Origin of the sequence: Chryseobacterium sp. MMO-72, from assembly GCF_037146035.1 — a bacterium.
GTDB lineage: Bacteria > Bacteroidota > Bacteroidia > Flavobacteriales > Weeksellaceae > Chryseobacterium > Chryseobacterium indicum.
In genome coordinates this window covers 205,836-230,340 of sequence record NZ_JBBCWG010000001.1, presented here as the reverse complement: position 1 = coordinate 230,340, position 24,505 = coordinate 205,836, and the positions used below count along the sequence as shown (strand labels likewise).

Annotated in this window: 19 protein-coding genes and 8 tRNA genes; 2 read left to right on the top strand and 25 right to left on the bottom strand. The window is 37.4% G+C overall.

Annotated features, from left to right (window positions below; translation table 11 throughout):
- Positions 1-28: 28 nt before the first annotated feature.
- The 10 genes from WFH39_RS01020 to tuf form a co-directional block, all read right to left on the bottom strand.
- Complete coding sequence (locus WFH39_RS01020) at positions 29-1,222, bottom strand: hypothetical protein (RefSeq protein WP_336688449.1); 1,194 nt, start codon at positions 1,220-1,222, stop codon at positions 29-31.
- 506 nt (positions 1,223-1,728) lie between these two features.
- The gene (rplL, locus tag WFH39_RS01015; RefSeq protein ID WP_076390710.1) at positions 1,729-2,097 is read right to left on the bottom strand and encodes a 50S ribosomal protein L7/L12; all 369 of its coding nucleotides are present in this window, start codon (positions 2,095-2,097) and stop codon (positions 1,729-1,731) included.
- Positions 2,098-2,142: 45 nt separating this feature from the next.
- On the bottom strand, positions 2,143-2,730 hold the full coding sequence (gene rplJ, locus WFH39_RS01010; RefSeq protein WP_214590994.1) for a 50S ribosomal protein L10: 588 nt from the start codon (positions 2,728-2,730) through the stop codon (positions 2,143-2,145).
- Positions 2,731-2,747: 17 nt separating this feature from the next.
- A complete protein-coding gene (rplA, locus tag WFH39_RS01005; RefSeq protein ID WP_029295585.1) occupies positions 2,748-3,440 on the bottom strand; it encodes a 50S ribosomal protein L1 in 693 nt (230 codons plus the stop codon).
- 11 nt (positions 3,441-3,451) lie between these two features.
- Positions 3,452-3,898, bottom strand: coding sequence for a 50S ribosomal protein L11 (gene rplK, locus WFH39_RS01000; protein ID WP_076390708.1), 447 nt, complete (start codon positions 3,896-3,898; stop codon positions 3,452-3,454).
- A 154-nt stretch (positions 3,899-4,052) separates the two neighbouring features.
- Complete coding sequence (locus WFH39_RS00995) at positions 4,053-4,856, bottom strand: hypothetical protein (RefSeq protein ID WP_336688448.1); 804 nt, start codon at positions 4,854-4,856, stop codon at positions 4,053-4,055.
- A 67-nt stretch (positions 4,857-4,923) separates the two neighbouring features.
- Positions 4,924-5,466 (bottom strand): transcription termination/antitermination protein NusG, encoded by a 543-nt coding sequence (gene nusG, locus WFH39_RS00990; RefSeq protein WP_002976412.1) that lies wholly within the window; start codon positions 5,464-5,466, stop codon positions 4,924-4,926.
- Between the two features lie 22 nt (positions 5,467-5,488).
- Positions 5,489-5,695, bottom strand: a complete 207-nt coding sequence (secE, locus tag WFH39_RS00985; RefSeq protein WP_076390705.1) for a preprotein translocase subunit SecE — start codon at positions 5,693-5,695, stop codon at positions 5,489-5,491.
- 12 nt (positions 5,696-5,707) lie between these two features.
- Positions 5,708-5,778, bottom strand: a tRNA-Trp gene (locus WFH39_RS00980).
- 60 nt (positions 5,779-5,838) lie between these two features.
- The gene (gene tuf / locus WFH39_RS00975) at positions 5,839-7,044 is read right to left on the bottom strand and encodes an elongation factor Tu (protein WP_072955499.1); all 1,206 of its coding nucleotides are present in this window, start codon (positions 7,042-7,044) and stop codon (positions 5,839-5,841) included.
- A gap of 335 nt (positions 7,045-7,379) precedes the next feature.
- Here tuf and WFH39_RS00970 point away from each other — a divergent pair, with 335 nt between their 5' ends.
- Complete coding sequence (locus WFH39_RS00970; RefSeq protein ID WP_336688447.1) at positions 7,380-8,885, top strand: DUF4394 domain-containing protein; 1,506 nt, start codon at positions 7,380-7,382, stop codon at positions 8,883-8,885.
- A 432-nt stretch (positions 8,886-9,317) separates the two neighbouring features.
- Here the strand turns inward: WFH39_RS00970 and WFH39_RS00965 are convergent, their stop codons facing one another.
- The 15 genes from WFH39_RS00965 to rpsU form a co-directional block, all read right to left on the bottom strand.
- Positions 9,318-12,416 carry an efflux RND transporter permease subunit gene (locus tag WFH39_RS00965; protein ID WP_336688446.1) on the bottom strand — a complete coding sequence of 1,033 codons (3,099 nt, stop codon included), beginning with the start codon at positions 12,414-12,416 and terminating at the stop codon, positions 9,318-9,320.
- A 255-nt stretch (positions 12,417-12,671) separates the two neighbouring features.
- Positions 12,672-13,757, bottom strand: coding sequence for an efflux RND transporter periplasmic adaptor subunit (locus WFH39_RS00960; RefSeq protein ID WP_214590998.1), 1,086 nt, complete (start codon positions 13,755-13,757; stop codon positions 12,672-12,674).
- A 2-nt stretch (positions 13,758-13,759) separates the two neighbouring features.
- On the bottom strand, positions 13,760-15,001 hold the full coding sequence (locus WFH39_RS00955) for a TolC family protein (protein ID WP_214590999.1): 1,242 nt from the start codon (positions 14,999-15,001) through the stop codon (positions 13,760-13,762).
- Positions 15,002-15,247: 246 nt separating this feature from the next.
- Positions 15,248-16,612 (bottom strand): ATP-binding protein, encoded by a 1,365-nt coding sequence (locus WFH39_RS00950; protein ID WP_214591000.1) that lies wholly within the window; start codon positions 16,610-16,612, stop codon positions 15,248-15,250.
- Position 16,613: 1 nt separating this feature from the next.
- A complete protein-coding gene (locus WFH39_RS00945) occupies positions 16,614-17,294 on the bottom strand; it encodes a response regulator transcription factor (protein ID WP_214591001.1) in 681 nt (226 codons plus the stop codon).
- Between the two features lie 288 nt (positions 17,295-17,582).
- Positions 17,583-17,654, bottom strand: a tRNA-Thr gene (locus WFH39_RS00940).
- 40 nt (positions 17,655-17,694) lie between these two features.
- A tRNA-Gly gene (locus WFH39_RS00935) sits at positions 17,695-17,767 on the bottom strand.
- Between the two features lie 84 nt (positions 17,768-17,851).
- Positions 17,852-17,932, bottom strand: a tRNA-Tyr gene (locus WFH39_RS00930).
- Between the two features lie 20 nt (positions 17,933-17,952).
- Positions 17,953-18,026 (bottom strand) — tRNA-Thr (locus WFH39_RS00925).
- Between the two features lie 92 nt (positions 18,027-18,118).
- Positions 18,119-18,191, bottom strand: a tRNA-Gly gene (locus WFH39_RS00920).
- Between the two features lie 84 nt (positions 18,192-18,275).
- A tRNA-Tyr gene (locus WFH39_RS00915) sits at positions 18,276-18,356 on the bottom strand.
- A 20-nt stretch (positions 18,357-18,376) separates the two neighbouring features.
- Positions 18,377-18,450 (bottom strand) — tRNA-Thr (locus WFH39_RS00910).
- Between the two features lie 109 nt (positions 18,451-18,559).
- Positions 18,560-18,850 carry an HPF/RaiA family ribosome-associated protein gene (locus WFH39_RS00905; RefSeq protein WP_214591002.1) on the bottom strand — a complete coding sequence of 97 codons (291 nt, stop codon included), beginning with the start codon at positions 18,848-18,850 and terminating at the stop codon, positions 18,560-18,562.
- Positions 18,847-19,734: a tyrosine-type recombinase/integrase gene (locus WFH39_RS00900; RefSeq protein ID WP_336688445.1), complete on the bottom strand. Its 888-nt coding sequence runs from the start codon at positions 19,732-19,734 to the stop codon at positions 18,847-18,849. Before WFH39_RS00900 ends, WFH39_RS00905 begins: the two co-directional genes overlap by 4 nt.
- Positions 19,735-19,816: 82 nt before the next feature.
- Positions 19,817-20,014, bottom strand: a complete 198-nt coding sequence (gene rpsU, locus WFH39_RS00895; protein WP_062697349.1) for a 30S ribosomal protein S21 — start codon at positions 20,012-20,014, stop codon at positions 19,817-19,819.
- Between the two features lie 352 nt (positions 20,015-20,366).
- Between rpsU and WFH39_RS00890 the strand changes: the two genes are divergently transcribed.
- Positions 20,367-24,194, top strand: a complete 3,828-nt coding sequence (locus WFH39_RS00890) for a T9SS type B sorting domain-containing protein (protein ID WP_336688444.1) — start codon at positions 20,367-20,369, stop codon at positions 24,192-24,194.
- The last annotated feature ends 311 nt before the right edge of the window (positions 24,195-24,505 follow it).

The following is a 24,505-nucleotide window of genomic DNA, read 5'->3' as shown; positions in this document are numbered from 1 at the left end:
TAAATTGGTTTAAAGTTTGTGTATTTTTTTAAAATTGTTGCCATGCATAAATACCAGCAGAAATTCTACATCCGTAAAAATTTCCTGTAGTACCGGATTTTCCGTAAACAATTGTCCCTTCATTACTCGCATTACAATCCGAAGCTAAAGGAACTCCGGTTGCTTTAATTAAAATTCCTTTGCTGATTTCCAGATCCGGAATATTGGTTCCGCTCGGGGTCATATTAATTCCCACATCCGTAACCGCCGTGCCTATTGCACCCTGTCCTGAGAAAGCATGAGAAGTATTTGCATAAACGGTCTGATTGGCAATAGTCGCACTTGCATTAGTTCCGAAGGCAATAGCTCCGGCAGCTCCGCTGGCAACATTGGCATTTCCAAATGCATAATTATTACTCGTTACAGTATTTCCTGTACCAAAAGCAAAACCTCCTGAATTGACGTTAGAATTTCCTACATTAATTCCGCTTACATTCGTTCCGGAAGTTCCGTTATTATTTCCCAGAACAATTGTATTTGCACCTGTCGCAAAATTGTTGTTACCTATTGTTTTTGCACCACTCAAAGAACTATTGGTAGCTCCAATCGCCACTCCCGGAAAATTAGCAGCCTGTGCAGCAACCGTATTTTCTCTTCCTAAAGCTACATTTGAAGAAGTATTGTTTGATAAAGTATTATTTGACCCCCATGAAACTGAAGCATAAGGTGCGGATGCATTTGAATTTCCTCCTCTAAAATTTCCGTTTACATCAAGAATTGCTTTTACGGAATTATTTGTTGCTAAAACTAAATTCTGGCTATCTGCTGTTCCCAGGAAATTTCCGGAAGAAACAGCAGTTCCTAAAGCTGAAGATGTAGCAGTAGTACCGGAATTTCCGGTAATTTTCCAGTTTGAAGACTGAGGCTGATTCATCTGAGTCCAGACAGAGCCATCAAAATAATAATACCCTGCATTTGTCACATTAACAGTCTGTCCTGAAGGTGTTGTATCGGCTGCTGTTACATAAACTATCGCACCTGTTTGAGCCGTGGTATAATTTTTAGCTCTTAACTGATCTCCTGTTAATCTGGGCGCGATAATCCCATCAAATTTCGCTGGATTTGAAGGAAAGCCCGTGACATCAAGCGTAGCCTGACCTTGAGTAGTATTGATACCTACTTGAGCATTAACAATACATCCCAAAAATGTTAGGATAGATAATCCGAATAATTTGCTTTTCATTTTAGTGATTTTTGTAGTTTTTAGAAAAAAATATGTAAAGTGGGTTCATTAAAAATGAACATTAAAATATCAGCTACAAAATAAATATTATTTATTGCGTATTAGCTGTTGTTTTAACTTTATTTAAATTTGCAGATTTCACAAACAGGACAGTAAAATGCCTATTTTTATTAATTAGAAATAGAAAAGTGCAATAAAGAATAATCAGAAGAAGATTCTCCGAAAGAAAATAATTTGTATCCAAAGCTGTGTGTTTTTGAGAATACAAATATAATATATTTTCAATCAAAATAATATTTATTGTTAAATAATTTAAATAAAAATACAATTTAACACATAATAATTAATTAAAAATAATAAAAATTACGAAATAAACAAAAATAAAAATTTATAAATGTATATTTTTAATAGATAAGCCATTATTACAATAAGAATATCAAATATGTAATAAACAAAAAAAGGCCTGAACAAATTGTTCAGGCCCGATATTTTTGAGTAAAGTGAAATTATTTCAATTCTACTTCAGCACCAGCTTCTTCTAATTGCTTCTTAAGAGCTTCAGCTTCGTCTTTAGATACACCTTGCTTCAATGGAGCTGGGGCACCGTCTACGATGTCTTTAGCTTCTTTAAGACCAGCACCAGTTAAATCTTTTACTAATTTAACGATAGCTAATTTAGAAGCACCTGCAGACTTAAGAATTACGTCGAATTCAGTTTTTTCTTCAGCAGCTTCACCTGCACCACCTGCAGCAACTACCACTGCAGCAGCAGCTGGCTCAATTCCGTACTCATCCTTAAGGATAGCAGCTAATTCGTTTACGTCTTTTACTGTTAAGTTTACTAGCGTTTCAGCTAAATTTTTTAAATCTGACATTGTTGTAATGTTTTTGTTGATTATTGATTATTTTTTGAGTGTAAATTATTCAGCAGCTGGAGCTTCTCCTTCAGCAGCCGGAGTTTCCGGAGTTTCAGTAGCAGGAGCTTCTTCTACTGCAGGTGCAGCTTCTTCAGCTTTAGCTTCTACTGTCTCAGGTTTGTTTTGAAGAGCAGAAACAACTCTCTGGATTGGAGACTGAAGTAATCCGATGATTTCACCGATCATTTCTTCTCTAGACTTGATGTTAGCTAACATCTCTAGGTTATTGTCACCAACATAGAAAGTTTCCTGAACGAAAGCAGACTTCAACGCCGGCTTTTCTTCTTTCTTTCTGAAGTCTCTGATTAATTTTGCAGGAGCACTTGCAGTCTCAGAAATCATAATTGCTGAATTTCCTTTGAAAGACTGGAACATCTCAGAGTAATCTACTCCTTCAATTTGCTCCATTGCTTTTTGTAAAAGTGTATTTTTAACAACTTTTACTTTGATATTTTGCTTGAAAGCCTGTCTTCTGAAGTCAGAAGATTTTCCAGCGTTCAAACCTTCTAGATCTGCAACATAAACTACTTTAGCATCCTGAAGCAAATCTTTGATCTCTTGTATTGCTACAACTTTTTGGTCTTTTGTCATTGTCTTAGGATTTATAATTAGTTAACAGATTTAGTATCGATTGCAATACCAGGACTCATTGTAGAAGAAAGATAGATCGACTTCACATAAGTACCTTTAGCAGCAGTTGGCTTCATTTTAATCAAAGTAGAGATCAATTCCTGAGCATTTTCCTTGATTTTAGCAGCATCGAAAGATACTTTACCAATACCAGCGTGGATAATACCGTATTTATCAACTTTGAAATCAATTTTACCAGCTTTCACTTCAGTTACTGCTTTACCAATTTCCATTGTTACAGTACCTGATTTAGGGTTTGGCATTAAACCTCTTGGTCCTAATACTCTACCCAATGGTCCTAATTTACCCATTACAGCCGGCATCGTAACAATAACGTCAACATCAGTCCAACCTTCTTTGATTTTTTGTAAATATTCATCAAGACCTACATAATCAGCACCCGCTTCTTTAGCTTCTGCTTCTTTATCTGGAGTTACTAAAGCCAAAACTTTAACATCTTTACCAGTTCCATGAGGAAGAGACACAACACCTCTTACCATTTGGTTTGCTTTTCTTGGATCTACCCCTAATCTTACAGCGATGTCTACAGAAGCATCAAACTTTGCAGTATTTACTTCTTTTACAAGAGCTGCACCTTCTTCAAGGTTATAGATTCTTCCTTTTTCTACTTTGCTTAAAGCTTCCTTTTGCTTCTTTGTTAATTTTGCCATTTCTTTAAGTTTTAAGCGTTAAAAGTTGGTTTAGTTCCTGTTACTCTTAATCCCATAGATCTTGCAGTACCTGCAACCATAGAAACAGCTGAATCCATTGTAAAGCAGTTAAGGTCTGCCATTTTATCTTCAGCAATCTTTTGAACCTGAGCCCAAGTTACAGCACCTACTTTGTTTCTGTTCGGTTCTCCGGAACCACCCTTGATTTTAGCTGCATCCATTAACTGGATCGCTGCAGGAGGAGTTTTGATTACGAATTCAAAAGATTTGTCTTCGTATACTGTAATAACTACAGGTAAAACTTGTCCCGGCTTATCTTGAGTTCTTCCGTTAAATTGCTTACAAAACTCCATGATATTCACACCTGCAGAACCCAAAGCTGGACCTACTGGTGGAGAAGGGTTAGCTGCGCCACCTTTCACCTGAAGTTTTACCATTTTAAAGACTTTTTTAGCCATTGTTTGTTTTTTAAATTTGAATAATTAATGAGTTTGGAAGCATTTATTATTCAGCAGGTTATCCATTCTCACATTAGATAATCCTACTTTTCGGACTGCAAAATTATGAAATATTTTTGAAATAGCAAACGGAATAGATTGATTTTTAAATAAATTAAGGTAAATTATCCTCAAACGCCTGTGGAATTTTAAACATACTGTCTTTATTATCGAATGGCACAACAATTTTATCCAGAATTTTATCCTTATCTTCTTTTAAGCAACTTCTCTTTACGAGTTGCAAATCGTACACCGCCTTCTCTGATGGAAGAAACGCATACTGGACATTATAACAAAATCTGGTTCCATCTGAATTATCATCCCAGTCTCCGTAAGAATATTCTGTAGTAACAGTGCAAGCCTTTTTTAATTTATTCTGGCTGAAAATAACCAAATCATCATAATATAAAGTTCCCATATGAGTTTGTCCGCCTGATAAAGCGAAGCATACTGTTTTTTTACCAATCACAGTAAATCTATGCAACGAACCGGAATTCCCATACATTCCCCCACTTCCTGCTTCGATCATAAAATCAGCAGTTTCCCAATTCTTCCCATTGAATCGGAATATGAACAGATCGCAATGCCCTGTAGATGCGCCTGCAAAAGGATATTGATTTTCTACTACTAAAGCAGCAAATTTTTCTTTTCCTATTACAAAACGTTTGATATCTGATCTTGAAAGCTGTATTTCCTCATCCATCTCTTCTAAAGGTTTCATATTCATCGTATCATAGACAGGTTTTAAAAGATTATCTACAATTCCCGAAGTTAAAGTTGTATCTACAGCCATTACAACATTTTGCTTTTGAGGTAACGGAGAATTGACCGATGGCGGCGAAGAAGTTTCCTTTTTACAGTTCATTGCAGACAAAAGAAGCAATGTTAAGAATACATATAATGAAATAGTTCGAATCATCATCAAATATATTAAAAAAGAAAAGACCATTCTTTCGAACAGTCTTTTTAAATTATTTTTAAAGCTTTTACACTTTTTCTACCTGCATATAGCTAAGCTCCATTGGAGTTTTTCTACCGAAGATAAGTACAGAAACTTCAATTTTCTTTTTATCTTCAAGAATTTTTTCAACAGTTCCGTTGAATCCGTTGAATGGTCCGTCAATTACTTTAACGTTTTCACCCACTACATAAGGGATTTCAACATCGCTTGCAAACTCAGAAAGTTCATCCATTCTTCCAAGCATTCTGTTTACTTCAGATTTTCTCATCGGAACGGGATCTCCTCCTTTTGTTAAGCTTAAGAAAGAAATAACTCCCGGAATGTTTTTGATAACGTGAGGAATTTCCCCCATTAAATCAGCTTCAATCATTAAGTATCCAGGATAGTAAGGTCTTTCTTTAGGAACTTTTTTACCGTTTCTGATCTGAATAACCTTTTCCATAGGAATAACTACCTGAGTAACGTACTGCTCAAAGCCTAAACGCTTGATTTCCGTCTCAATGTAGTTTTTCACTTTATTTTCCTGTCCGCTGATCGCTTTCAGCACATACCATTTCAATTCGCTCATTATTGGGAAAATACTTTTATTATTAATTGAACAAGTTGATTAGCATTCCAATGATGTTGCTGATTGCTTTAGAAAACAATTCATCAACTCCAAAAGTAAATAACGCCAAGATCACTGTTGCAACAGTTACTACAATTGTAGACGATTGCAGATCAGACCACTTTGGCCATTCAACTTTATGTCTGAACTCGTTATAAGAACCTTTTAAAAAATCGACAAATGAACTCATAATTGTTATTTGCACGGGCACAAGGATTCGAACCCTGATCAACGGTTTTGGAGACCGGTATCCTACCATTGGACGATGCCCGTAGTTAAAAAAAGCTTCCGTAAAGAAGTTCCTTACGGAAGCCTTTATATTGTGTTAGATGATTAGTCTAAGATTTCAGTTACCTGACCTGAACCAACTGTTCTACCTCCTTCTCTGATCGCGAATCTAAGACCCTCGTTAAGAGCGATTGGTTGTAACAATTCTACAGTGATCTCTAAGTTATCACCAGGCATTACCATTTCTACACCTTCTGGTAAGAAGATCTCACCTGTAACGTCAGTAGTTCTTACGTAGAACTGAGGACGGTATTTGTTGTGGAATGGAGTGTGACGTCCACCTTCTTCTTTAGAAAGGATATAAACAGATGCTTTGAATTTTTTGTGTGGCTTCACAGAGTCTTTCTTAGCGATAACCATACCTCTCTTGATGTCAGTTTTTTCAATACCTCTCAACAATAAACCTACGTTATCACCAGCTTCACCTCTGTCTAGGATTTTTCTGAACATCTCAACCCCTGTAATTGTAGAAGTTAATTTTTCATCACCCATACCTACGATATCTACAGGATCACCAGTGTTGATGATACCAGCCTCGATTCTACCAGTTGCTACAGTACCTCTACCTGTAATAGAGAATACGTCTTCGATTGGCATCAAGAATGGCTTATCTGTATCTCTTGTTGGCTCTTCGATCCACTCATCAACAGCATCCATTAACTGCTCAACAGTTTTGAACCACTTGTCATCAGAGTTACCTTCAGTAGCAGCAGTAAGAGCTCCTAATGCAGAACCTTGGATAACTGGAGAGTTATCTCCGTCGAATTCATAAGTAGATAATAAGTCTCTAAGCTCCATTTCAACAAGCTCTAATAACTCAGCATCATCTACCATGTCAACTTTATTCATGAAAACAACGATTCTTGGTACGTTTACCTGACGGCAAAGTAGAATGTGTTCTCTTGTTTGAGGCATTGGTCCGTCAGTCGCAGCACATACCACGATAGCTCCGTCCATCTGAGCAGCACCAGTTACCATGTTCTTTACGTAATCCGCGTGACCTGGACAGTCAACGTGAGCATAGTGTCTTTTTTCAGTTTCGTATTCGATGTGAGCTGTATTGATAGTAATACCTCTTTCTTTTTCTTCTGGAGCAGAGTCAATTGCAGAGAAGTCTTTTTTCTCAGCAAGACCTTTGCTAGCTAATACAGCAGAAATAGCAGCTGTAAGAGTAGTTTTACCATGGTCAACGTGACCAATAGTACCAATGTTCAAGTGTGGTTTGTTACGATTAAACGTTTCCTTTGCCATGATTTAAAATTATTTATTTATTGTTTTTCAAATTTTCGGTGTGCAAATATAATGAATTTTTAAATACCAAAACCTTTTTATTAAAAAAAGTTTCAATATTCGAATCCAATGAAGCACAAACCTTATATTTCAATGTATTGAGATTGCAAATTTACACAAATTTCTCAATTTAGAAAATCAGGAATAGACCTTTTAGCCAAAATATAAACTATCTCTTTAATTATGAATACAATAAAATAGGCGAAAAAGAATCCTGAGAAAAAATTACAGTACGGCAAAACCATAATTTATCTTTTATCGTAGATGAAAGTATGAACCATTAAAAATAATATATTATGAGAAAATTATTACATTTATGTACCGTATTGTTCAGCACCATTATCCTTTTTTCATGTGACGATTCCGATGATATGATGTCTACAGACATGAATATGCCTGTTCAGGGGCCCGATCTTATGGCTTACGGACTTACAGCAAATAACGAACTTGTTGCCTTCAATGCCAACAATCCCAAAATGTTTACTTCTAAAACCGCTGTTACAGGAGTCATTTCAGGCGAAAAACTGATGAGCATTGATTTCAGACCTGCAACAGGAGAACTTTACGCTTTATCCAATGCAAGTAAACTTTACATCATCAACACTTCCAATGCTTCTGCAAGAGCAGTAAATACAACCGCATTTTCACCTGCTGTCTCTGGAACTATCGCTTCGATTGACTTTAATCCTACCGTAGACAGAATTCGTTTAGTAAGCAATACGGGGCAAAATTTAAGACTTCATCCGGAAACGGGAGCAGTGGCGGCAACCGATATGAACATTAACGGAGGCGGAACTCCTTCTGTAGCGGGAGTTGCTTATACGAACAGTAAATCCGGAGCTTCAAGCACAGTGTTGTATGATATTGATATGACTTCCGGAAAGTTATTTAAGCAGGATCCGCCTAACAACGGAACATTGGTAGAAGTCGGAAATCTGGGAACTACTTTTACAGGACAGGCTGCTTTTGATATTAAATATGATAACAGCGTTGCTTTATTAGCTTTAAATAATAATCTACATTTATTAGATCTGAATAGCGGCAAAGCTACTAATATAGGAATGCTTCAGCAACAGATCATTGATCTTGCGATTCCTACAGAACCGGTTGCTTACGCGGTAGATAATTCAAACAACCTTCAGATTTTCAACCCAAACAGTCCGATGCCTGTTTCAAAAGCGATTACAGGACTTCAGAGTGGTGAAAGTATTTTAGGAATAGATTTCAGACCGTTAAACGGACAGCTTTATGCTTTGGGAAGTTCAAGCAGATTGTATACTATTAACTTAGGAACAGGAGCTGCAACTGCAGTGGGAACTTCTCCTTTTGCAACGTTACTTGCCGGAACAGATTTCGGATTTGATTTTAATCCAACCGTTGATAAAATCAGAGTCGTGAGCAACACGGGACAAAATCTTCGTCTTGATCCTGTAACAGGCGGAATAACGGCAGCAGACGGAATGCTGAATCCGGGAACTCCGATGATCGGAGCGGCTGCTTATACCAATAATTTTGCAGGAGCTACTTCAACGACTTTATTCGTTATCGATCATAATACAGACAAACTATATCAACAAAATCCACCGAACAACGGAACTCTGGTAGAGACAGGTTCTTTAGGAATCAATATTACCAGCGCAAACGGTTTCGATATCGGAAGCATGAGCCAAAAAGCGTATTTACTGGCAACAGTGGGAACTGCCACAAAAGTATACAGCATTAATACTTCAACAGGGGCTGCGACTGCGGTTTCAGATTTTCCAAATACAGTAAGAGGTTTTGCTGTGGGATTAGGATTCTAAACTCATAATAATTATTTCAATAGCGAGAATCGCGGAAAACTTCGTTTTCCGCGATTCTTTTTTAACCGAATGTTTATTTAGCCGCAAAGGCAAAAGATTTCGAAAATATGTTGATAGTTTATTATTAAGGTGAAGACAAAAAAACATAAAACTCTTTCTTTAAAGCTTTAGTTATCTTATTTAAATATCTTTTGCCACCTATGGTTAAATAAAAGGTTAAAAGTAAAACTTGTCTAAATTTTTACCGCAAAAGATTGTAACACTTTAGTTGTTTAAGTCTGATACTTAAATGAAAAAAAGAGCATATAAGTTAAAAAAATCAAAGATTTTTTCTCTTTGCAGACTTTTGAAATCCTTTAAATAAATTCAATAAAGTCTTTTGTCTTCTGCGGTTAAATTTAAAATGAGTTTAAAATATAAATGAAAGAATGATCAGATCTGTTGAGATTTTTTAGTTCGGTTGAAAATCCAGAAAATAATCGGGAAAATCAGCAGGGTTAAAACAGTTGCCGTAATTAATCCTCCGATAATGACGATTGCCAAAGGTTTTTGGGATTCCGATCCGATTCCTGTGGATAAAGCTGCAGGCATTAATCCGATGGATGCCATTAAAGCCGTCATGATCACAGGACGTGTTCTGGATTTCACCCCATTCAGCAGTGAGCTGTCCAGATCCATTCCGTTTTTAACATTCTGATGAAATTCTGTAATGAGGATGACTCCGTTCTGAATACAGATTCCCAAAAGGGCAATCATTCCCACTCCGGCTGAAATTCCGAAATTAATTCCGGTAACGTGCAGTGCGATAATTCCGCCAATTAAAGCAAAAGGAACATTTGCCAAAACCAGTAAAGAATCTTTCATATTTCCGAAAAGGATAAATAAAAGAAAGAAAATTCCTAAGATACTGATGGGAACAACCTGCGCCAATCGTTTTGAAGCTCTCTGCTGATTTTCAAACTGACCGGTCCATCCTACAGAATATCCGTCCGGAAGATCAATTTTAGCAACCGCTTTCTGCGCATCGGCAATCGTACTTCCCAAATCACGGTCGCGAATGGAAAATTTAATCCCTATGTATCTTTTAATATCATCTCTGTAAATAAATGCGGCTCCGTTGTCTTTTTCAATCGTGCTGATTTCTTTGAGCGGAATTTTAGCACCGTCCTGTGTAGGAACCATTAAGGCAGCAATATCATTTTCATCCTTCCTGTACTCCTGCGAATAACGGAGACGGATCGGGAATTTTCTTTCGCCATCAAACATTTCCGAAGCGGTCTTACCTCCGAAAGCCATCTCCAGAACAGACTGCGCATCATCGGGCATTACTCCGTAAGCCGCCATTTTATCCCTGTCGAGGACTACGCTTACTTCCGGCTGACCGATATTTTTAATAATTCCGGCATCTTTTACACCTTTAATATCCTTTACCTCTTTTAAAACTTTTTCAGCAAGTACATCCAAAGTCTGAAGGTTGTCTCCGTAGATTTTAATTCCGTTTTCTGCTTTGAAACCGGCAACTGCTTCAGCCACGTTATCTGAAATCGGCTGGGAATAATTGAATGTAATTCCCTGATAGTTTCTTAATTTTTTATCGATTTCTTCAATCAGTTCTTCATAAGTAATGTTCCCTTTCCATTCTTCTTTGGGTTTAAGATTCACGGCAAACTGTACGAACCCAAAACCATTCGGGTCGGTTCCGTCATTACTTCTCCCCGTCTGCGCGAGAACATCCGTAACTTCCGGAAAACTCATAATATCTTTCTTGAGAAGATCGGCTGTATTTAAAGATTCTTTTAATGAAGAACTCATCGGCATTTCGGCAGTGATCCACAATGAACCTTCATTTAACTGCGGTAAAAATTCGGTTCCTAAAAATTTCCCTGAAAATAAAGTCACGGCTAAAAATGACAAAGAAACAATTAAACTGAGTTTTTTATGTTTAAAGGTAAAATTGAATCCTTTTAAAACGATTCTGTCCCAGAAATTAACGAACGGATTATTTTTCTCCTTTACATTTTTATTTAAAAGGATATGTGAAAGCACCGGAACGAGCGTTAACGTAAAAATCAAAGCGCCCATTAAAGCAAAACCTAACGTAAATGCCAATGGTGAAAACATTTTTCCTTCTACTTTCTGGAATGAGAAAATCGGGATCAGTGAAGTAATGATGATTAATTTTGAAAAGAAGATTGCTTTTCCAAGACCTGTCCCGGTCTGTTTGATCCAGCCTGCTTTTGCCAGTTTGTTGAATTTTTCATCACCGTATTTGTGGGCTTTATGGTCGAGCATCACAAAAAGTCCTTCTACCATGACGACGGCTCCGTCAATGATAATTCCGAAATCTACCGCGCCGAGTGAAAGTAAATTTGCGCTCATTCCCGCCAGTTTTAAACATAAAAATGCAAATAATAAGGATAAAGGAATGATGATGGAAACGATAAGCGTTGTTCTCCAGTCTGCCATGAAAATCAAAACAATCACGGTAACCAGAACAATTCCTTCAATAAGGTTGTGCATTACAGTGTGTGTGGTGAAATCCATGAGGTTATCACGGTCATAAAAAGTGACCATTTTTACATCTTTCGGAAGCACTTTTTCATTGAGTTCTTTAATTTTTGCTTTTACACCGACCAAAACTTCACGCGGATTTTCTCCTTTCCGCATCACGACAATTCCTTCAACAGTATCTTCCTGATGATTAAGTCCCGCCTGTCCTACTCTAGGCATAGAACTTTCGTGTACTTCCGCAACATTTTTAACGAGAACAGGATTTCCGCTGTCATTCTGGATGGTAATATTTCCGATATCGGCAACAGATTTCACCAAACCGATTCCACGTACTACATATGCCTGTCCGTTTTTTTCTATAACATCACCGCCGACATTCAAATTACTTTTTGTGACGGCATCATAGACCTGAAGCGGCGTAAGATTATATTTATCTAAAGCTCTCGGATCGATGCTTAATTCGAACACTTTGTCCTGACCTCCAAAAACATTGATGTCTGCAACACCGGGAACTCCTCTCAAAGCACGGTCGATTACCCAGTTTTGTAAGGTTAACAGTTCTCTGGAATCTTTGGTTTTGCTTTGTAAAGTATACCTGAAAATTTCTCCGGTCGGTCCGTAAGGCGGCTGTACTTCGGGATCCACTTCATCGGGAAGACTCACGGTTCGAAGCTGATTATTGACCTGATTTCTGGCAAAAATATCGTCTACTCCATCGTCAAAGAGAATTTTAACAATGGAAAGTCCGAACATCGTGGTACTTCTGACACTGGTTTTCTTCTGAACCGGACTCATTGCGAGTTCAATAGGTGTGGTAACGAAACGTTCTACTTCTTCAGCACTTCGTCCGTTCCATTGGGTAATGATGACAATCTGGGTATTGGTAACATCGGGAAAGGCTTCAATGGGCATATTTTTGAAACTTATGAATCCCGAAACCGCCAGAATCGCTACCCAAATAAAGGTGAATGCTTTATTTTTTAACGAAAAAGCAATGATATTTTTAATGAATTTGTTCATGATGGATTTTTTGATGACCTAAAAAAGTCGTTGAATTCTTTTAACGCAAAAGAGCGCAATGATTTTTGTGACTATTGTCCTGCATATTCTCTTTCACTCAGAGAAAAATCTTCTGATTTGAATCATTAAGGATATGTAAGGAGTTAAGAATTATTAAGAGTTTGCAAGCAGATTGATAAGCACAGATGCTATTTTTTAGATATTTTCTTGATTCAACTTAACTTATTAATTAAAATCTTAATGGTTTAAATAAAATCAGCTATTCAAAGAGCGATAAATCAACAACTGATTGTTTGTAATTACCTGTTCTCCTTCGGATAACCCTTCGGAAACATAGGTAATGTCTCCTACCTGTTTCAGAACTTTTATTTCTTTCACTTTTACATCGGTTCTGGATTTATAGATCACTACAAAACTTCTGTTATCATCAAAAATCACAGCTTTGGAAGGAACCGTAAGTGCGGTTTTATTCTCCGAACTCGTTACTTTAATCGTCGCTTTGCTTTCGGGAATCAGCAACCCGTTCTGGTTATCAAGCACTACTCTTGCCTGCATCGCATTGGTTTGAGGATCGATGATTTTAAAAATTTTATCAATTTTTCCGTCAAAAACCTTATCCGGATACGATAATGTGGAAACCTGCGCTTTCATTCCGAGACTGATTTTATCAATATCAGATTCGTTAACGTTCATGATTGCCCAAACGTTGGTGGTATTGGCAACATCAAAAATATTATCGCTTCGGTCGCTTCTGAGCTGCATATCTTTATTGATATTTTTCTGAACAATATATCCGCTGATTGGTGCAACCACACTGTAGATATTTCCTTTTTTTACATTATATACCGTACTCACTGCACTTGCCCGCTGCAACTGATCCTGTGCTTTCTGAAGCTGGCTTTTGGCTTCCAGAACGTCTCTTTCGGTATTCAGTTTTCCTTCGTACATTTCTTTGGCAACGCGAAGATTATTTTGGGCAACAACCAAATCTGTTTTTGCATCGCTCACATCTTTCTGCACTTCCGCCAATTCTGTACTTCGTATGGTGGCGAGAACCTGCCCTTTTGTTACATGATCGCCCAGTTCAACATTAACGCTTAAAACATTTCCGCCGACCAAAGGATAGACATCGATGTAACTGTTTTTGTCTGCTGAAATCTTTCCATAGAAATTGTAATCGTCTTCTATATATTTTTTTTCAACTTTTGCTAAATCGATTGAATTCAGCATGGTGTTGCTCAGTTCAAAACCTTTTTTTGCCTGCGGTTTTGTTTCTTCCTCTTTTTTGGAGCAGGATAAAACAGACAGGGCAATCATTACCGGAATTATATAATTTTTCATGTTTAATAGAAGATTTTCGTTTGTACTAGTTGATTCAATTGTTCTGCAGACTGCATGATCCCGTTTTTCATATCGTAAATCTGAAGTGCCGTTTCGCGGTAACTGTCCATAAAGTCTGTAAATTCAATAAGACTGATGTTGCCTTTTCTGAAATTATTCAGCATCCCGTTATAGACCAGTTCCATATTATTAAGATCGGTAGATTTAATCTGAGTGAGCTGATCGTATTGTGTTTTCCAGATTTTGTAAGCCGACTGTACTTTTGTTTCAAGGTTCAGCTTCTGAAATTCTGCATTTTTCTGATTCTGCTGAATGGCAAAATTGGCTTTATCCACATTTCCTTTATTGGATTTCCAAAGCGGAAGAGGAATTCCGACCATCAGATTGACTTCATTTTTGAAGGTTCCGCCATTCTGGTCCCACCCTGCCCCGAGATTAAGATCGGGAACGTTTAAAGATTTCTGCCATTGCGCATACAGCTTACTGTTGTCGATTAATTTTAAATTATATTGATAATCGGCATTGTTTTCGAGTGCTTTTTTCTGAAGTTCCGTTTCGTCGCCGAAAGGCTGAGCGGCAAGAATTTCTTTCGCTTCAGAATCGGAAAGCTGTGGTTCTATTTCTTCGGTGACTCCTGTAAGAAGTTTCAGAGTCTGTTCAAATTCAAGAATATTTTTATTGATTCCGACTTTGTCATTATTTAACTGAATGACAATACTCTGTAATCGAACTTCATCTTTCAGCGAAACATTTCCTTTGGCAGACTGTATTTTGTAGGCAGCCAGAAGATCGTTCATATAACCAAGCTGTTTATTGGTATTGTTGAGTTTTAGTTTTTCGTAGTAAAGATCAAAATAAGTGGAACGGAGCTGGGATTTGAGATCAACCAAAAGCTGGGCAAACTGAAGCTGCGCCAATTCCTTATTGGATTTTGCGAAGGCAATTTCATTCTTCTTTTTGCCCCCCATGTAAATTAATTGAGTGACCTGCGCTCCTTTTGCGTGTCCGAAATCGAAAACTTTTCTGTCTTCGGGGTTGTATGCGTTTATTTGTCCGCTCAACTGCGGAAGTTCCCAGATTTTAGCCTGCAAAATATCTGCATCAGCCATATTAATGTTGTACTGTTCGGCGAGCAGTTGTAAATTGTTCTTCTGGAAAGCTTCTTCGCAATCCCGAAGCGACATTTGCTGTTGTGCCGTCATGAATGAAGAAATGACGATGAACAGCCCTGCAAATTTGTTCATTTTATTGATTTTATGATACAAAAATGCCTTTCTGCTATTAAAATGCTCTTAAAGAATGCTTAAAAAAAAATTAAATTTGTTAAGCTGCAACATATAATCATCTCATTTAAATAAAGTTACGAGTTCATTACAGTATTAATTGAATTCATGTAACACTAAGTCTGCAAAGATTTATTTAAAATTTTTGAGAATATTTTCTTTTGCAAGGGCTGAACTGCGTAAATATTTTTAGATTAACTTAAAAAATTATTTCACAAAAATCACACTGAACTTATTGAGGAGATCTGCAGGAGAAGTATAAATAATTTGTGCTCCGTGATATTCTAGAATTCTTTTAACAATTCTTAAACCCAACCCGGAACCTGAAATATTCTGAGAATTTTTTCCTCTTTTAAAGGCTTCAAAAAGTTTTGCCTGTTCTTCTTTCGGAATGGTATTTCCGTGGGAAATAACGTCAACAATCAGATATTCGTCATTTTCTTTAATCAGTACATCCACTTCCACATCATCGGAATAGATGGCTGCATTTTTAAATAAGTTGATGAAAACAATATCGAGTAAAGACTGAATTCCTTTAATGGTTAAAAGAGCATCTTCAGAAGTATCCTCGGAGATCAGAAAATCCAGTTTTAATTTGGGGTAGCTTTTTTCAACTGCCTCAAAGGATTCAAAAATAACTTCATCAATTCTCACTTCTTCATAAATGCTCTGGATGTTTTCCCTGTCGAATTTGGTAAGCAGCAAAAGTGAATTGGTAAGATCTGAAAGCTGATACACATCCCTCTGAATCTGCTGCAAAGATGATAAAGTTTCAGGAGAATGCTGCCCGAATTTTATTAAATTTTCAAGCTGAAAAGCCATTCTTGTGATCGGTGTCCGTATTTCGTGGGAAGCACTTGCTGTAAAATCTTTCTGCGACTGAAATACATCGTCTAATCTTCCGATCATCGTATTGAAGGATTTGGCAAGAACATCAATCTCATCGTTAGAATTACGAACCGGGATCTGGGTTGTTAATTTATGAGCCGTAACTTCAGAAATTTCCTGATTAAGATCTTCCAGAGGCTTTAAAAACTGTCCCATGAAATAATAACTGAAGAAGCCAATGAGAAGGGCACTCATCACATAAGCCGTTATTAAAAGATATTTGAGATATTCCAGTTTGGATTTTCCATTGGTATCTAAAGCACTTGTTAAAATATAGTAATTTTCTCCGTTGATGGTTCTTAATGCCGCATAAATTTCGGGAACTGTTTTTTCGGAATAGATTACTTTTTTTTCGTCAAGCTCTTTAAGAAGATCATTATCCCAGGTCACATTACGGTCTTTAATGGTGCTGTAGATAAGTTCTTTCTGCCCGTTGAAAATTAATATGGTTTCGTTTAAAAGAATGTTATCTGAATTTTCATTAAAAAAAATAGGTGCTTCTTCTTCAAAATCTTTAGACTTGGCAATGAAATGAGAAGTGAACTCCAGTCTCTGCCTGAATCTTTCTTTGAATTCTTCTCTTCGGAAATCATTAAAAGACATATAAATCACCACCATCACAATACCGAAAAGCAATGAAAAGGCAATACTGAGATTAAGTGCGATCTTCCTTTTTAGAGACATTCTATAACGGGCTTAAATAATATCCGAAACCCGATCGGGTGTGGATAAGTTTTACTTTAAAATCTTTATCGATCTTTTTACGCAAAAAATTGATGTAGACTTCTACAGTATTGGTATTGGTATTAAAGTTATGTTCCCACACATGTTCTGTAATCTGCTGTTTGGAAACTGTTCTTCCCTGCGCTTCCGCAAGATAAACCAACAGTTGAAATTCCTTCAGGGTAAGACTGATTTCATTTCCGCCACGATAGACTTTCTGTTCAGTTTTGTTCACAATGAGATCATCAATCCTGATAATTTCCTGATCCATATTTTCAGAAGGTGTTTTTCTTCTCAGCAGAGAATTGATACGCAGCAATAATTCCTCAAACTGAAACGGTTTTACCAGATAATCATCCGCCAAACGTGTAAAGGCATCTTTTTTATCGGAAAGGTCTCCGTAAGCAGAAATAATGATAATGGGTGTATTTTTATCGAAAGAGCGGATGGTCTGACAAACGTCCAGTCCGTTAATTTTCGGAACATTGATGTCCAGAAGATACAAATCGTAGGAATTGTTCCTGATCTGGCGAAGAAATGTTTCCCCATCATAAATCTTGTCGCAGGTAAAATTATTTGACTCCAGAAATTTGCAAAGTTCCGCCGAAAGAATTAAATCGTCTTCCAATAAAAGAATATTCATCGAAAATTATTTTATACGAATGTAACGAAATTTTTGGTGATTGTAAAGGAATTCAAAAGTGCAGGAATTACTTTTAATTGAATTTTAAGATTTGTATTGAATGCTTCTGGAAATTTTTATCCTGAAAATAAAATAAATTCGAATTGCTTTTTATGCAGAGTGTTTAACAGAATCTATAAGGTAAGGATCACTATTTTTCATTTTCCCGAAAGTTTTTAAAATTTCAAACGAGATTCAGACATGAAATAAAGACATAAAAAAATCCCGAAGAAATCGGGATGAAATGAGAGCCAACTACGGGACTTGAACCCGTGACCTCTTCCTTACCAAGGAAGCACTCTACCGCTGAGCTAAGTCGGCTTAAACTAAAAAATCACACCGGAAAGCGTGATTTTTATTGAGCGGAAGACGGGGGTCGAACCCGCGACATTCAGCTTGGAAGGCTGACGCTCTACCAACTGAGCTACTTCCGCAATCTTGTTTCCAAAATTATTGGTAACGCTGTGCAAACTTAAGGAAAATCCTTTATTTATGCAACTTTTTTCTAATATAAAATGTGGGGAGAGCAGGATTCGAACCTACGAAGCCGAAGCAACTGAGTTACAGTCAGTCCCATTTAGCCACTCTGGAATCTCCCCAGATATTTTATATTAAATTGAGCTTCCAGAGGGATTCGAACCCACGACCCCGAGATTACAAATCACGTGCTCTGGCCAACTGAGCTATGGAAGCATTTTAATACATGGACTGAACGCTGTGAGAAACTCTACTCTACATCATTTCAGTAGTAAAAAAAATCACGCTTTTTAAGAGTGTGATATTTGAGCGGAAGACGGGGGTCGAACCCGCGACATTCAGCTTGGAAGGCTGACGCTCTACCAACTGAGCTACTTCCGCAATTTTGTTTCCAAAATTATTGGTAACGCTGTGCAAACTTAAGGAAAATCCTTTATTTATGCAACTTTTTTCTAATATAAAATGTGGGGAGAGCAGGATTCGAACCTACGAAGCCGAAGCAACTGAGTTACAGTCAGTCCCATTTAGCCACTCTGGAATCTCCCCAGATATTTTATATTAAATTGAGCTTCCAGAGGGATTCGAACCCACGACCCCGAGATTACAAATCACGTGCTCTGGCCAACTGAGCTATGGAAGCATTATTAAAAAAGAATTCAAAAGATCGCTGTTCCCTTTTTGCGAGTGCAAATATAGAACGGATTTTTTGAATTCTCAAATTTTTTAATAACTTTTTTTAACTTTTTTTCCTAAGCCATTTCTTTTTTCTTGATTAATAGCTTTTTAGCAGTATCAACGCATAGGTCTAAACTTTCTTCAAAAGTTGTAGAGGTTTTCTTTACTACGATATCGTCTCCCGGAACCGCCAGAATAATCTCGGCCGTTTTGTTTGCTTTATCCGAGTTGTTTTCTACTTTTAAGAATATTTTACACTCCTGAATTTTGTCATAAAAAGTATCCAGTTTGCTTACTTTTTTTTCAATGTGTGATTCTAGTGGTTCGTGTGGAGTTAAACCAATTGATTGTACTGTGATCTTCATAATTCGTCATTTTTTGAAGCTCTTGGATGAGCCCGATTAAACACTTTTTTCAATTGTTCAATATTAGCATTCGTATAGACTTGAGTACTTGCAAGACTGGAATGTCCTAATATTTTTTTTACTTTAGAGATCTCTGCCCCATTATCCAAAACGTGTGTAGCAAAGCTGTGACGAAGGATGTGAGGACTTCTTTTTTCTTTTGTTGTTATAAGACTAAGGTACTTATTAACGACCACATAAACAAATTTTTCAGTGAGTTTTTTGCCTTTGGTATTGACAAAAAAATATAAATCATGTTCAGGCAGCGGTTTCCTTATTTTCAAATAACGATTCAGCAGATCCGAAAGCTCTCCGGAGATGGGAATATATCTTTCTTTGTTTCCCTTTCCTATTATTTTCAGTTCGTTTCCGCTGAGATTTACATTTTCAAAAGTCATACCACAAAGCTCTGCTTTCCGGATTCCTGTCTGGTAAAGAACTTCCACAATGCATTTATGCAAAACATCCTGAATTTCTTCAAAAACCTGATCACTAAGTTTTTGCATTTCTTCTTTTGACATCGGGATCTGTTTTTCGGGATAAAATTTTAATGAAGAAATACTTTCTGTGGGAGAAACTTTTATTTCGCCGATTTTTAGCAGAAATAAATAAAAGCTGCGAAGAGAAGACAATTTTCTGTTGATACTTCGTTTGGAAATATCATTTTTGCTTAATTCAACGATAAAATTTCTGATAATTTTTTTGTCCGCTTTTGAAATATCTTCTGAAGATTCTGTTTTCATGTAAAAACGGGAGAAATCTTCAAGATCTTTTCTGTAGCTTGTAATGGTGTGAGGAGAATATCTCTTCTCGAATTGTAAATATTCCAGGAATTTGTCCAGCATCATTTAGTATATAAAAACAAAAAATTCACTCTTCAAATATAAACATTTAAAGAGTGAATTTAGTATGTGGGTAAGAAAATTCTTAAGCCTGTTCTTCTTTGCTAAGATTTCTTTGCTTGTGAGCAGCTTTTAATCTAGCTTGTCTTAAAGTTACAGAAGGCTTGATAAACTGTTGTCTAGCTCTTAACTGACGAACTGTACCAGTTTTATCAAATTTTCTTTTATATTTTTTTAATGCTCTATCGATAGACTCTCCGTCTTTTACTGGAATTATTAACATATATTACATCTCATTTTGGATTGCAAAAATAAACATTATTTATTAAACCACAAAACTTTATTAAATAAAACATTCAAAGTAAATGAATTCAAATTTTGAAAAAGCTTAACAAAACTGACATTTAACAATAATTTTATAATAATTTATGTTTATTTATAAATAATTATTTAATAAATTATATATTTTTACGTACTTATTTATTTATTTTTGTAAATAATATTAAATTGTTTAAAACCAAACAGCTATGCCCACATTTCCATAACTCTTAATTGTAGTAGATTTTGCTTTATCTCTGGCAAATTCCGGATCCTGATTTTATTCTGAGTAAAACCATATTCATATTCCCTTCACAATGCTTAAAAAATTACTCTTTTCTATTTTTATATTCTTTTCCGGTTTCGTGTTTTCACAGGAAGATTGTATTTCCGCCATTACAGTCTGCGGAAATTCAGGTATAAATTACACTCCCGTAGGAATAGGAAACATCAATGAAACTCTGGGAGGATGTCTCTCATACGAAAATCATTCAGTTTGGTATAAGTTTACAATAGCTACCAGCGGAACCCTTACTTTTGATCTGGTTCCCACAGGACCGGTAGATTATGACTGGGCGATTTACGGGCCGAATGTAACCTGTTCCACCAGAGGAACTCCGGTAAGATGTAATGCTTCAGGATATTACGTTAATACCGGAATGAACATGACCAATACCAACACTTCATCCGGTGCCGGAAATACAGATCCTTACTGCAAATACATGGATGTTTTGGCAGGACAGACGTATTACTTATATATAGATAACTGGTCTCCGTCGGTTTACACTTTTAATCTAACCTGGGGCGGAACTGCAACTTTTGTTTCACCTTTTACCAATTCAACACTTGCACCCAACCCTTTTGTTCCTCCCGGAAACCCCGGACCTACTCCAGGCTCTCCGAGAGAAATAAATATCTGCGGAAGTTCTGCAACTTTTAATTTCAGTACATTATCTCCCGGGATACTAAACGGAAATTCTAATTTTTTCGTTTCATATTACAGCACAGCAAACAATGCTGCAACAGGAAGCAACCCGATCACAGCACCTATTACTGTAAATACAGGCAATACCTATTATTATAATATAAGCTATCAGGATCCTAACAATCCTAACAATTCCATCAATTCCTGCAAACAGACAAATGCCATAGTTTTTAAAGACAAAAGTTTAACCGCATCTATTACCGCATCTGCAACAAAACTCTGCCCAGGCGGAAATATTACGCTAACATCAAGTAACGCTACCGGAAACACATGGTCTACAGGAGCTACAACCCAGTCTATCACGGTAAATACACCAGGGACCTACACCCTAACCAGCAGCAACGGAGTTTGCACAAGCCCACAAGCTTCGGTTACCATCACTCAGGACACGGATCCGAATGTGCAGATCACAGGAAATCTGACATTGTGCGAAAATACTTCCACGACACTTACCGCAACCTCAACCGGAACAGGAAACACCTATTTATGGTCTACAGGAGCTACCACTCTTACAATTACTGTAACCACACCGGGAACATACACCGTAACAGTGAAAACTCCGGCAAACTGCCAATATCCTAAATCTGTAACCGTTGTACAGGGAACCGTTCCCGTTACTCAGAATGCCACTTTAACCAACTGCTCCAGTACAAGCACAGCAGTTTTTAATTTAACCACCGCTCAGCCTAACATCAGCACGACTTCGGGAGTTACTTTTGATTATTATGTAAATCAGGCAGATGCCATTGCCGGAAATACAAATACCATCGCAACCCCGACCGCTTACACATCAGGAAACGCAACAATTTATGTAAGAGTGAAAACTGCAACGTGCTCAAAAGTCGTTTCGCTTCAGCTCAATGTAACTCAGCTTGCGTCTCCTACAATTACCAGTTCATCTTCAACGATCTGTTTCGGTGGAAATGTAACGCTCACATCAAGTGTTCCGACAGGAAATACATGGTCTACCGGAGCAACAACGCAATCTATTACGGTTACATCCGGAGGAACTTATTCCTTAACCAACACCAACGGAACATGTACAAGCGCACCGGTTTCAGTAACACTAACCGCAGAAAGTGATCCTAATCCTCAGATTACAGGAAATTTAATTGTGTGCGGATCTCCGACAACACTTACGGCAACCTCAACCGGAACAGGAAACACATATTCATGGTCTACAGGTGCCATAGGAAATTCAATTTCAGTTTCTGCGCCGGGAACTTATACGGTTACAGTACAAACTCCTGGGAACTGCCAGTACACAAAATCCGTGACAGTAGTTCAGGGGGCTGTACCTGTTGTACAAAATTTGTCATTGAGCTTATGTTCAAATAATAGTACGGCAACTTTTAATTTAATATCGGCACAGCCCAATATCAGTACAACGACGGGGGTAACTTTCAGCTACTACCTGAATCAGGCGGATGCATTGGCAGGAAACAGCTATACCATTGCAAATCCTTCGGCATATACTTCAGGAAACGCTGTGATTTATGTTTTGGTGAAATCCGGTTCTTGTTCGAAAGTAGCAGAATTACAATTAATTGTTAATGTAAAACCTGTTCCGACGATTACTGCTTCATCGAATGTCATCTGTAACAATAATGCTGTTACTTTAACCTCAAGTTCAGCAACAGGAAATACATGGTCTAACGGCGCAACGACACCGTCAATTACCGTATCAACTCCGGGAACCTACACTTTAACCTATAATAACGGAACCTGCACAAGCGATCCTGTTTCGGTGATAATAACCCAGGGAACTGATCCGAATGTTCAGATTTCCGGGAATTTAAATTTCTGTGAAGGCGCTTCAACCGTTTTAACAGCTACTGCAAACGGAACGGGAAATACATTTTCATGGTCCAACGGATCAACAACGGCTAGCACAACGGTAACCGCATCAGGAACTTATACCGTGACCGTGACCACTTCCAACGGCTGTCAGTACACAAAATCGGCAACTGTTACGATGGATCCGGCTATTATAGTAAACATTAATACTCCGGCAGAAATTAACTGTACAAATTCTCAGGTTACTTTAAATGCTACAGCTTCTGTATACCAACCGGGATCAACCTTTTTATGGACCGCTACAGGAGGTGGAAATATTGTTTCCGGAGCCAATACCTTAACTCCGACAGTGAATAATGCGGGAACTTATTCTTTAACGATTACGAGCCCGACTTCCAACGGATGTGTGAAACAAGGTTCAGTGATGGTCATTAAGAATATAACACCGCCGATCATAAGCGTTTCAGCTCCTAAACTATCGATTTGTAAAGGTGAGTCTATTGCTCTTACGGCAATGGGCGCAGCAACCTACACATGGACGGGATTAACAGGAAACGGCAACACACAGATTGTTTCCCCGACTACGACTACAACGTACACAGTAACGGGAATCGGGACAAACGGCTGTTCTGCTACAACTCCTGCTACAATTACTATTACGGTTGTTCCGGAAATTATTTCTACTCTGAAAAATATCGAAATCTGTAAAGGTGACAAAGGTATTCTTGATACAGGAAGCGGTCCGAATTACTCTTATTCATGGAATACCGGAGCAACTTCTCAAACCATCAATGTAGACACAGCGGGAACCTATTCAGTAACCATCAGTAACGGAGTCTGTTCTAAAACCTTTACTGCAACGGTAGGATATATTGTAACTCCTCAAATTAAAGAAATCACTTACAAAGATCCTTTTTTAACGATTGTTGTACAAAATAATGGCAATGTACCTATAGAGTATTCCATAGACGGAGGTGTTACGTGGCAGGCTTCCAACACTTTTCAGGTGTTAAAAAATACGAAATATTCGATAAGGGTAAGAAACAGAGGTGCAACCTGCGATACCACCGCAGAATATTATACTTTCTTTATGGCAAACGTTATTACTCCGAACAGCGACGGAAGCAATGATGTAATTGATTTCAGCGAGATCAGCAAATATGGAAATTTTGAAGGGGGTATTTTCGACAGATACGGAAAAGAAGTTTTCCGACCAACCACCAAAACACCGATCTGGGACGGAAAATACATCGGAAGACCTCTTCCAACCGGAACCTATTGGTATAAATTACAATGGGAAGATAAAATCATTAAAAAGCCTGTTCAGCTTTCGGGATGGATTTTACTGAAAAACAGGGATTGATGAGGTTGAGGTTAAGATTGAGGTTGAGATTGAGATTGAGGAGAGAAATTAGATGAATTATAGAAGTGTCGGGTTTTTTCCGGCACTTTTTTTTGCTGTTCAGACTTTTATTCTTTGCTGAAAGTTTTTTTCTGACTATCATTTATACTACCCACTTCTATCCTAGCCCTGATTGAAGAGAAAATCCCGGAATGGAGCGGCGGAGCGAAGCGGAGCCGCACAATGAGGAATTGTAACGGAAAGCAGGATAAAGCTCCAAATAAAAAACACCTTGAAATTCCATTATTAAAATGACTGAAAGAATGTGAACT

Bases quoted from the DNA above. Each gene is read 5' to 3' on its own strand.
- rplA (WP_029295585.1), bottom strand. From the start codon at position 3,440: ATGGCAAAATTAACAAAGAAGCAAAAGGAAGCTTTAAGCAAAGTAGAA.
- WFH39_RS00945 (WP_214591001.1), bottom strand. From the start codon at position 17,294: ATGAATATTCTTTTATTGGAAGACGATTTAATTCTTTCGGCGGAACTT.
- rpsU (WP_062697349.1), bottom strand. From the start codon at position 20,014: ATGTTAATAATTCCAGTAAAAGACGGAGAGTCTATCGATAGAGCATTA.
- WFH39_RS00960 (WP_214590998.1), bottom strand. From the start codon at position 13,757: ATGAAAAATTATATAATTCCGGTAATGATTGCCCTGTCTGTTTTATCC.
- WFH39_RS00890 (WP_336688444.1), top strand. From the start codon at position 20,367: ATGCTTAAAAAATTACTCTTTTCTATTTTTATATTCTTTTCCGGTTTC.
- tuf (WP_072955499.1), bottom strand. From the start codon at position 7,044: ATGGCAAAGGAAACGTTTAATCGTAACAAACCACACTTGAACATTGGT.
- rplL (WP_076390710.1), bottom strand. From the start codon at position 2,097: ATGTCAGATTTAAAAAATTTAGCTGAAACGCTAGTAAACTTAACAGTA.
- rplK (WP_076390708.1), bottom strand. From the start codon at position 3,898: ATGGCTAAAAAAGTCTTTAAAATGGTAAAACTTCAGGTGAAAGGTGGC.
- WFH39_RS01020 (WP_336688449.1), bottom strand. From the start codon at position 1,222: ATGAAAAGCAAATTATTCGGATTATCTATCCTAACATTTTTGGGATGT.
- WFH39_RS00905 (WP_214591002.1), bottom strand. From the start codon at position 18,850: ATGAAGATCACAGTACAATCAATTGGTTTAACTCCACACGAACCACTA.
- nusG (WP_002976412.1), bottom strand. From the start codon at position 5,466: ATGAGCGAATTGAAATGGTATGTGCTGAAAGCGATCAGCGGACAGGAA.
- WFH39_RS00950 (WP_214591000.1), bottom strand. From the start codon at position 16,612: ATGTCTCTAAAAAGGAAGATCGCACTTAATCTCAGTATTGCCTTTTCA.
- WFH39_RS00965 (WP_336688446.1), bottom strand. From the start codon at position 12,416: ATGAACAAATTCATTAAAAATATCATTGCTTTTTCGTTAAAAAATAAA.
- WFH39_RS00955 (WP_214590999.1), bottom strand. From the start codon at position 15,001: ATGAACAAATTTGCAGGGCTGTTCATCGTCATTTCTTCATTCATGACG.
- secE (WP_076390705.1), bottom strand. From the start codon at position 5,695: ATGAGTTCATTTGTCGATTTTTTAAAAGGTTCTTATAACGAGTTCAGA.
- WFH39_RS00900 (WP_336688445.1), bottom strand. From the start codon at position 19,734: ATGCTGGACAAATTCCTGGAATATTTACAATTCGAGAAGAGATATTCT.
- rplJ (WP_214590994.1), bottom strand. From the start codon at position 2,730: ATGACAAAAGACCAAAAAGTTGTAGCAATACAAGAGATCAAAGATTTG.
- WFH39_RS00995 (WP_336688448.1), bottom strand. From the start codon at position 4,856: ATGATTCGAACTATTTCATTATATGTATTCTTAACATTGCTTCTTTTG.
- WFH39_RS00970 (WP_336688447.1), top strand. From the start codon at position 7,380: ATGAGAAAATTATTACATTTATGTACCGTATTGTTCAGCACCATTATC.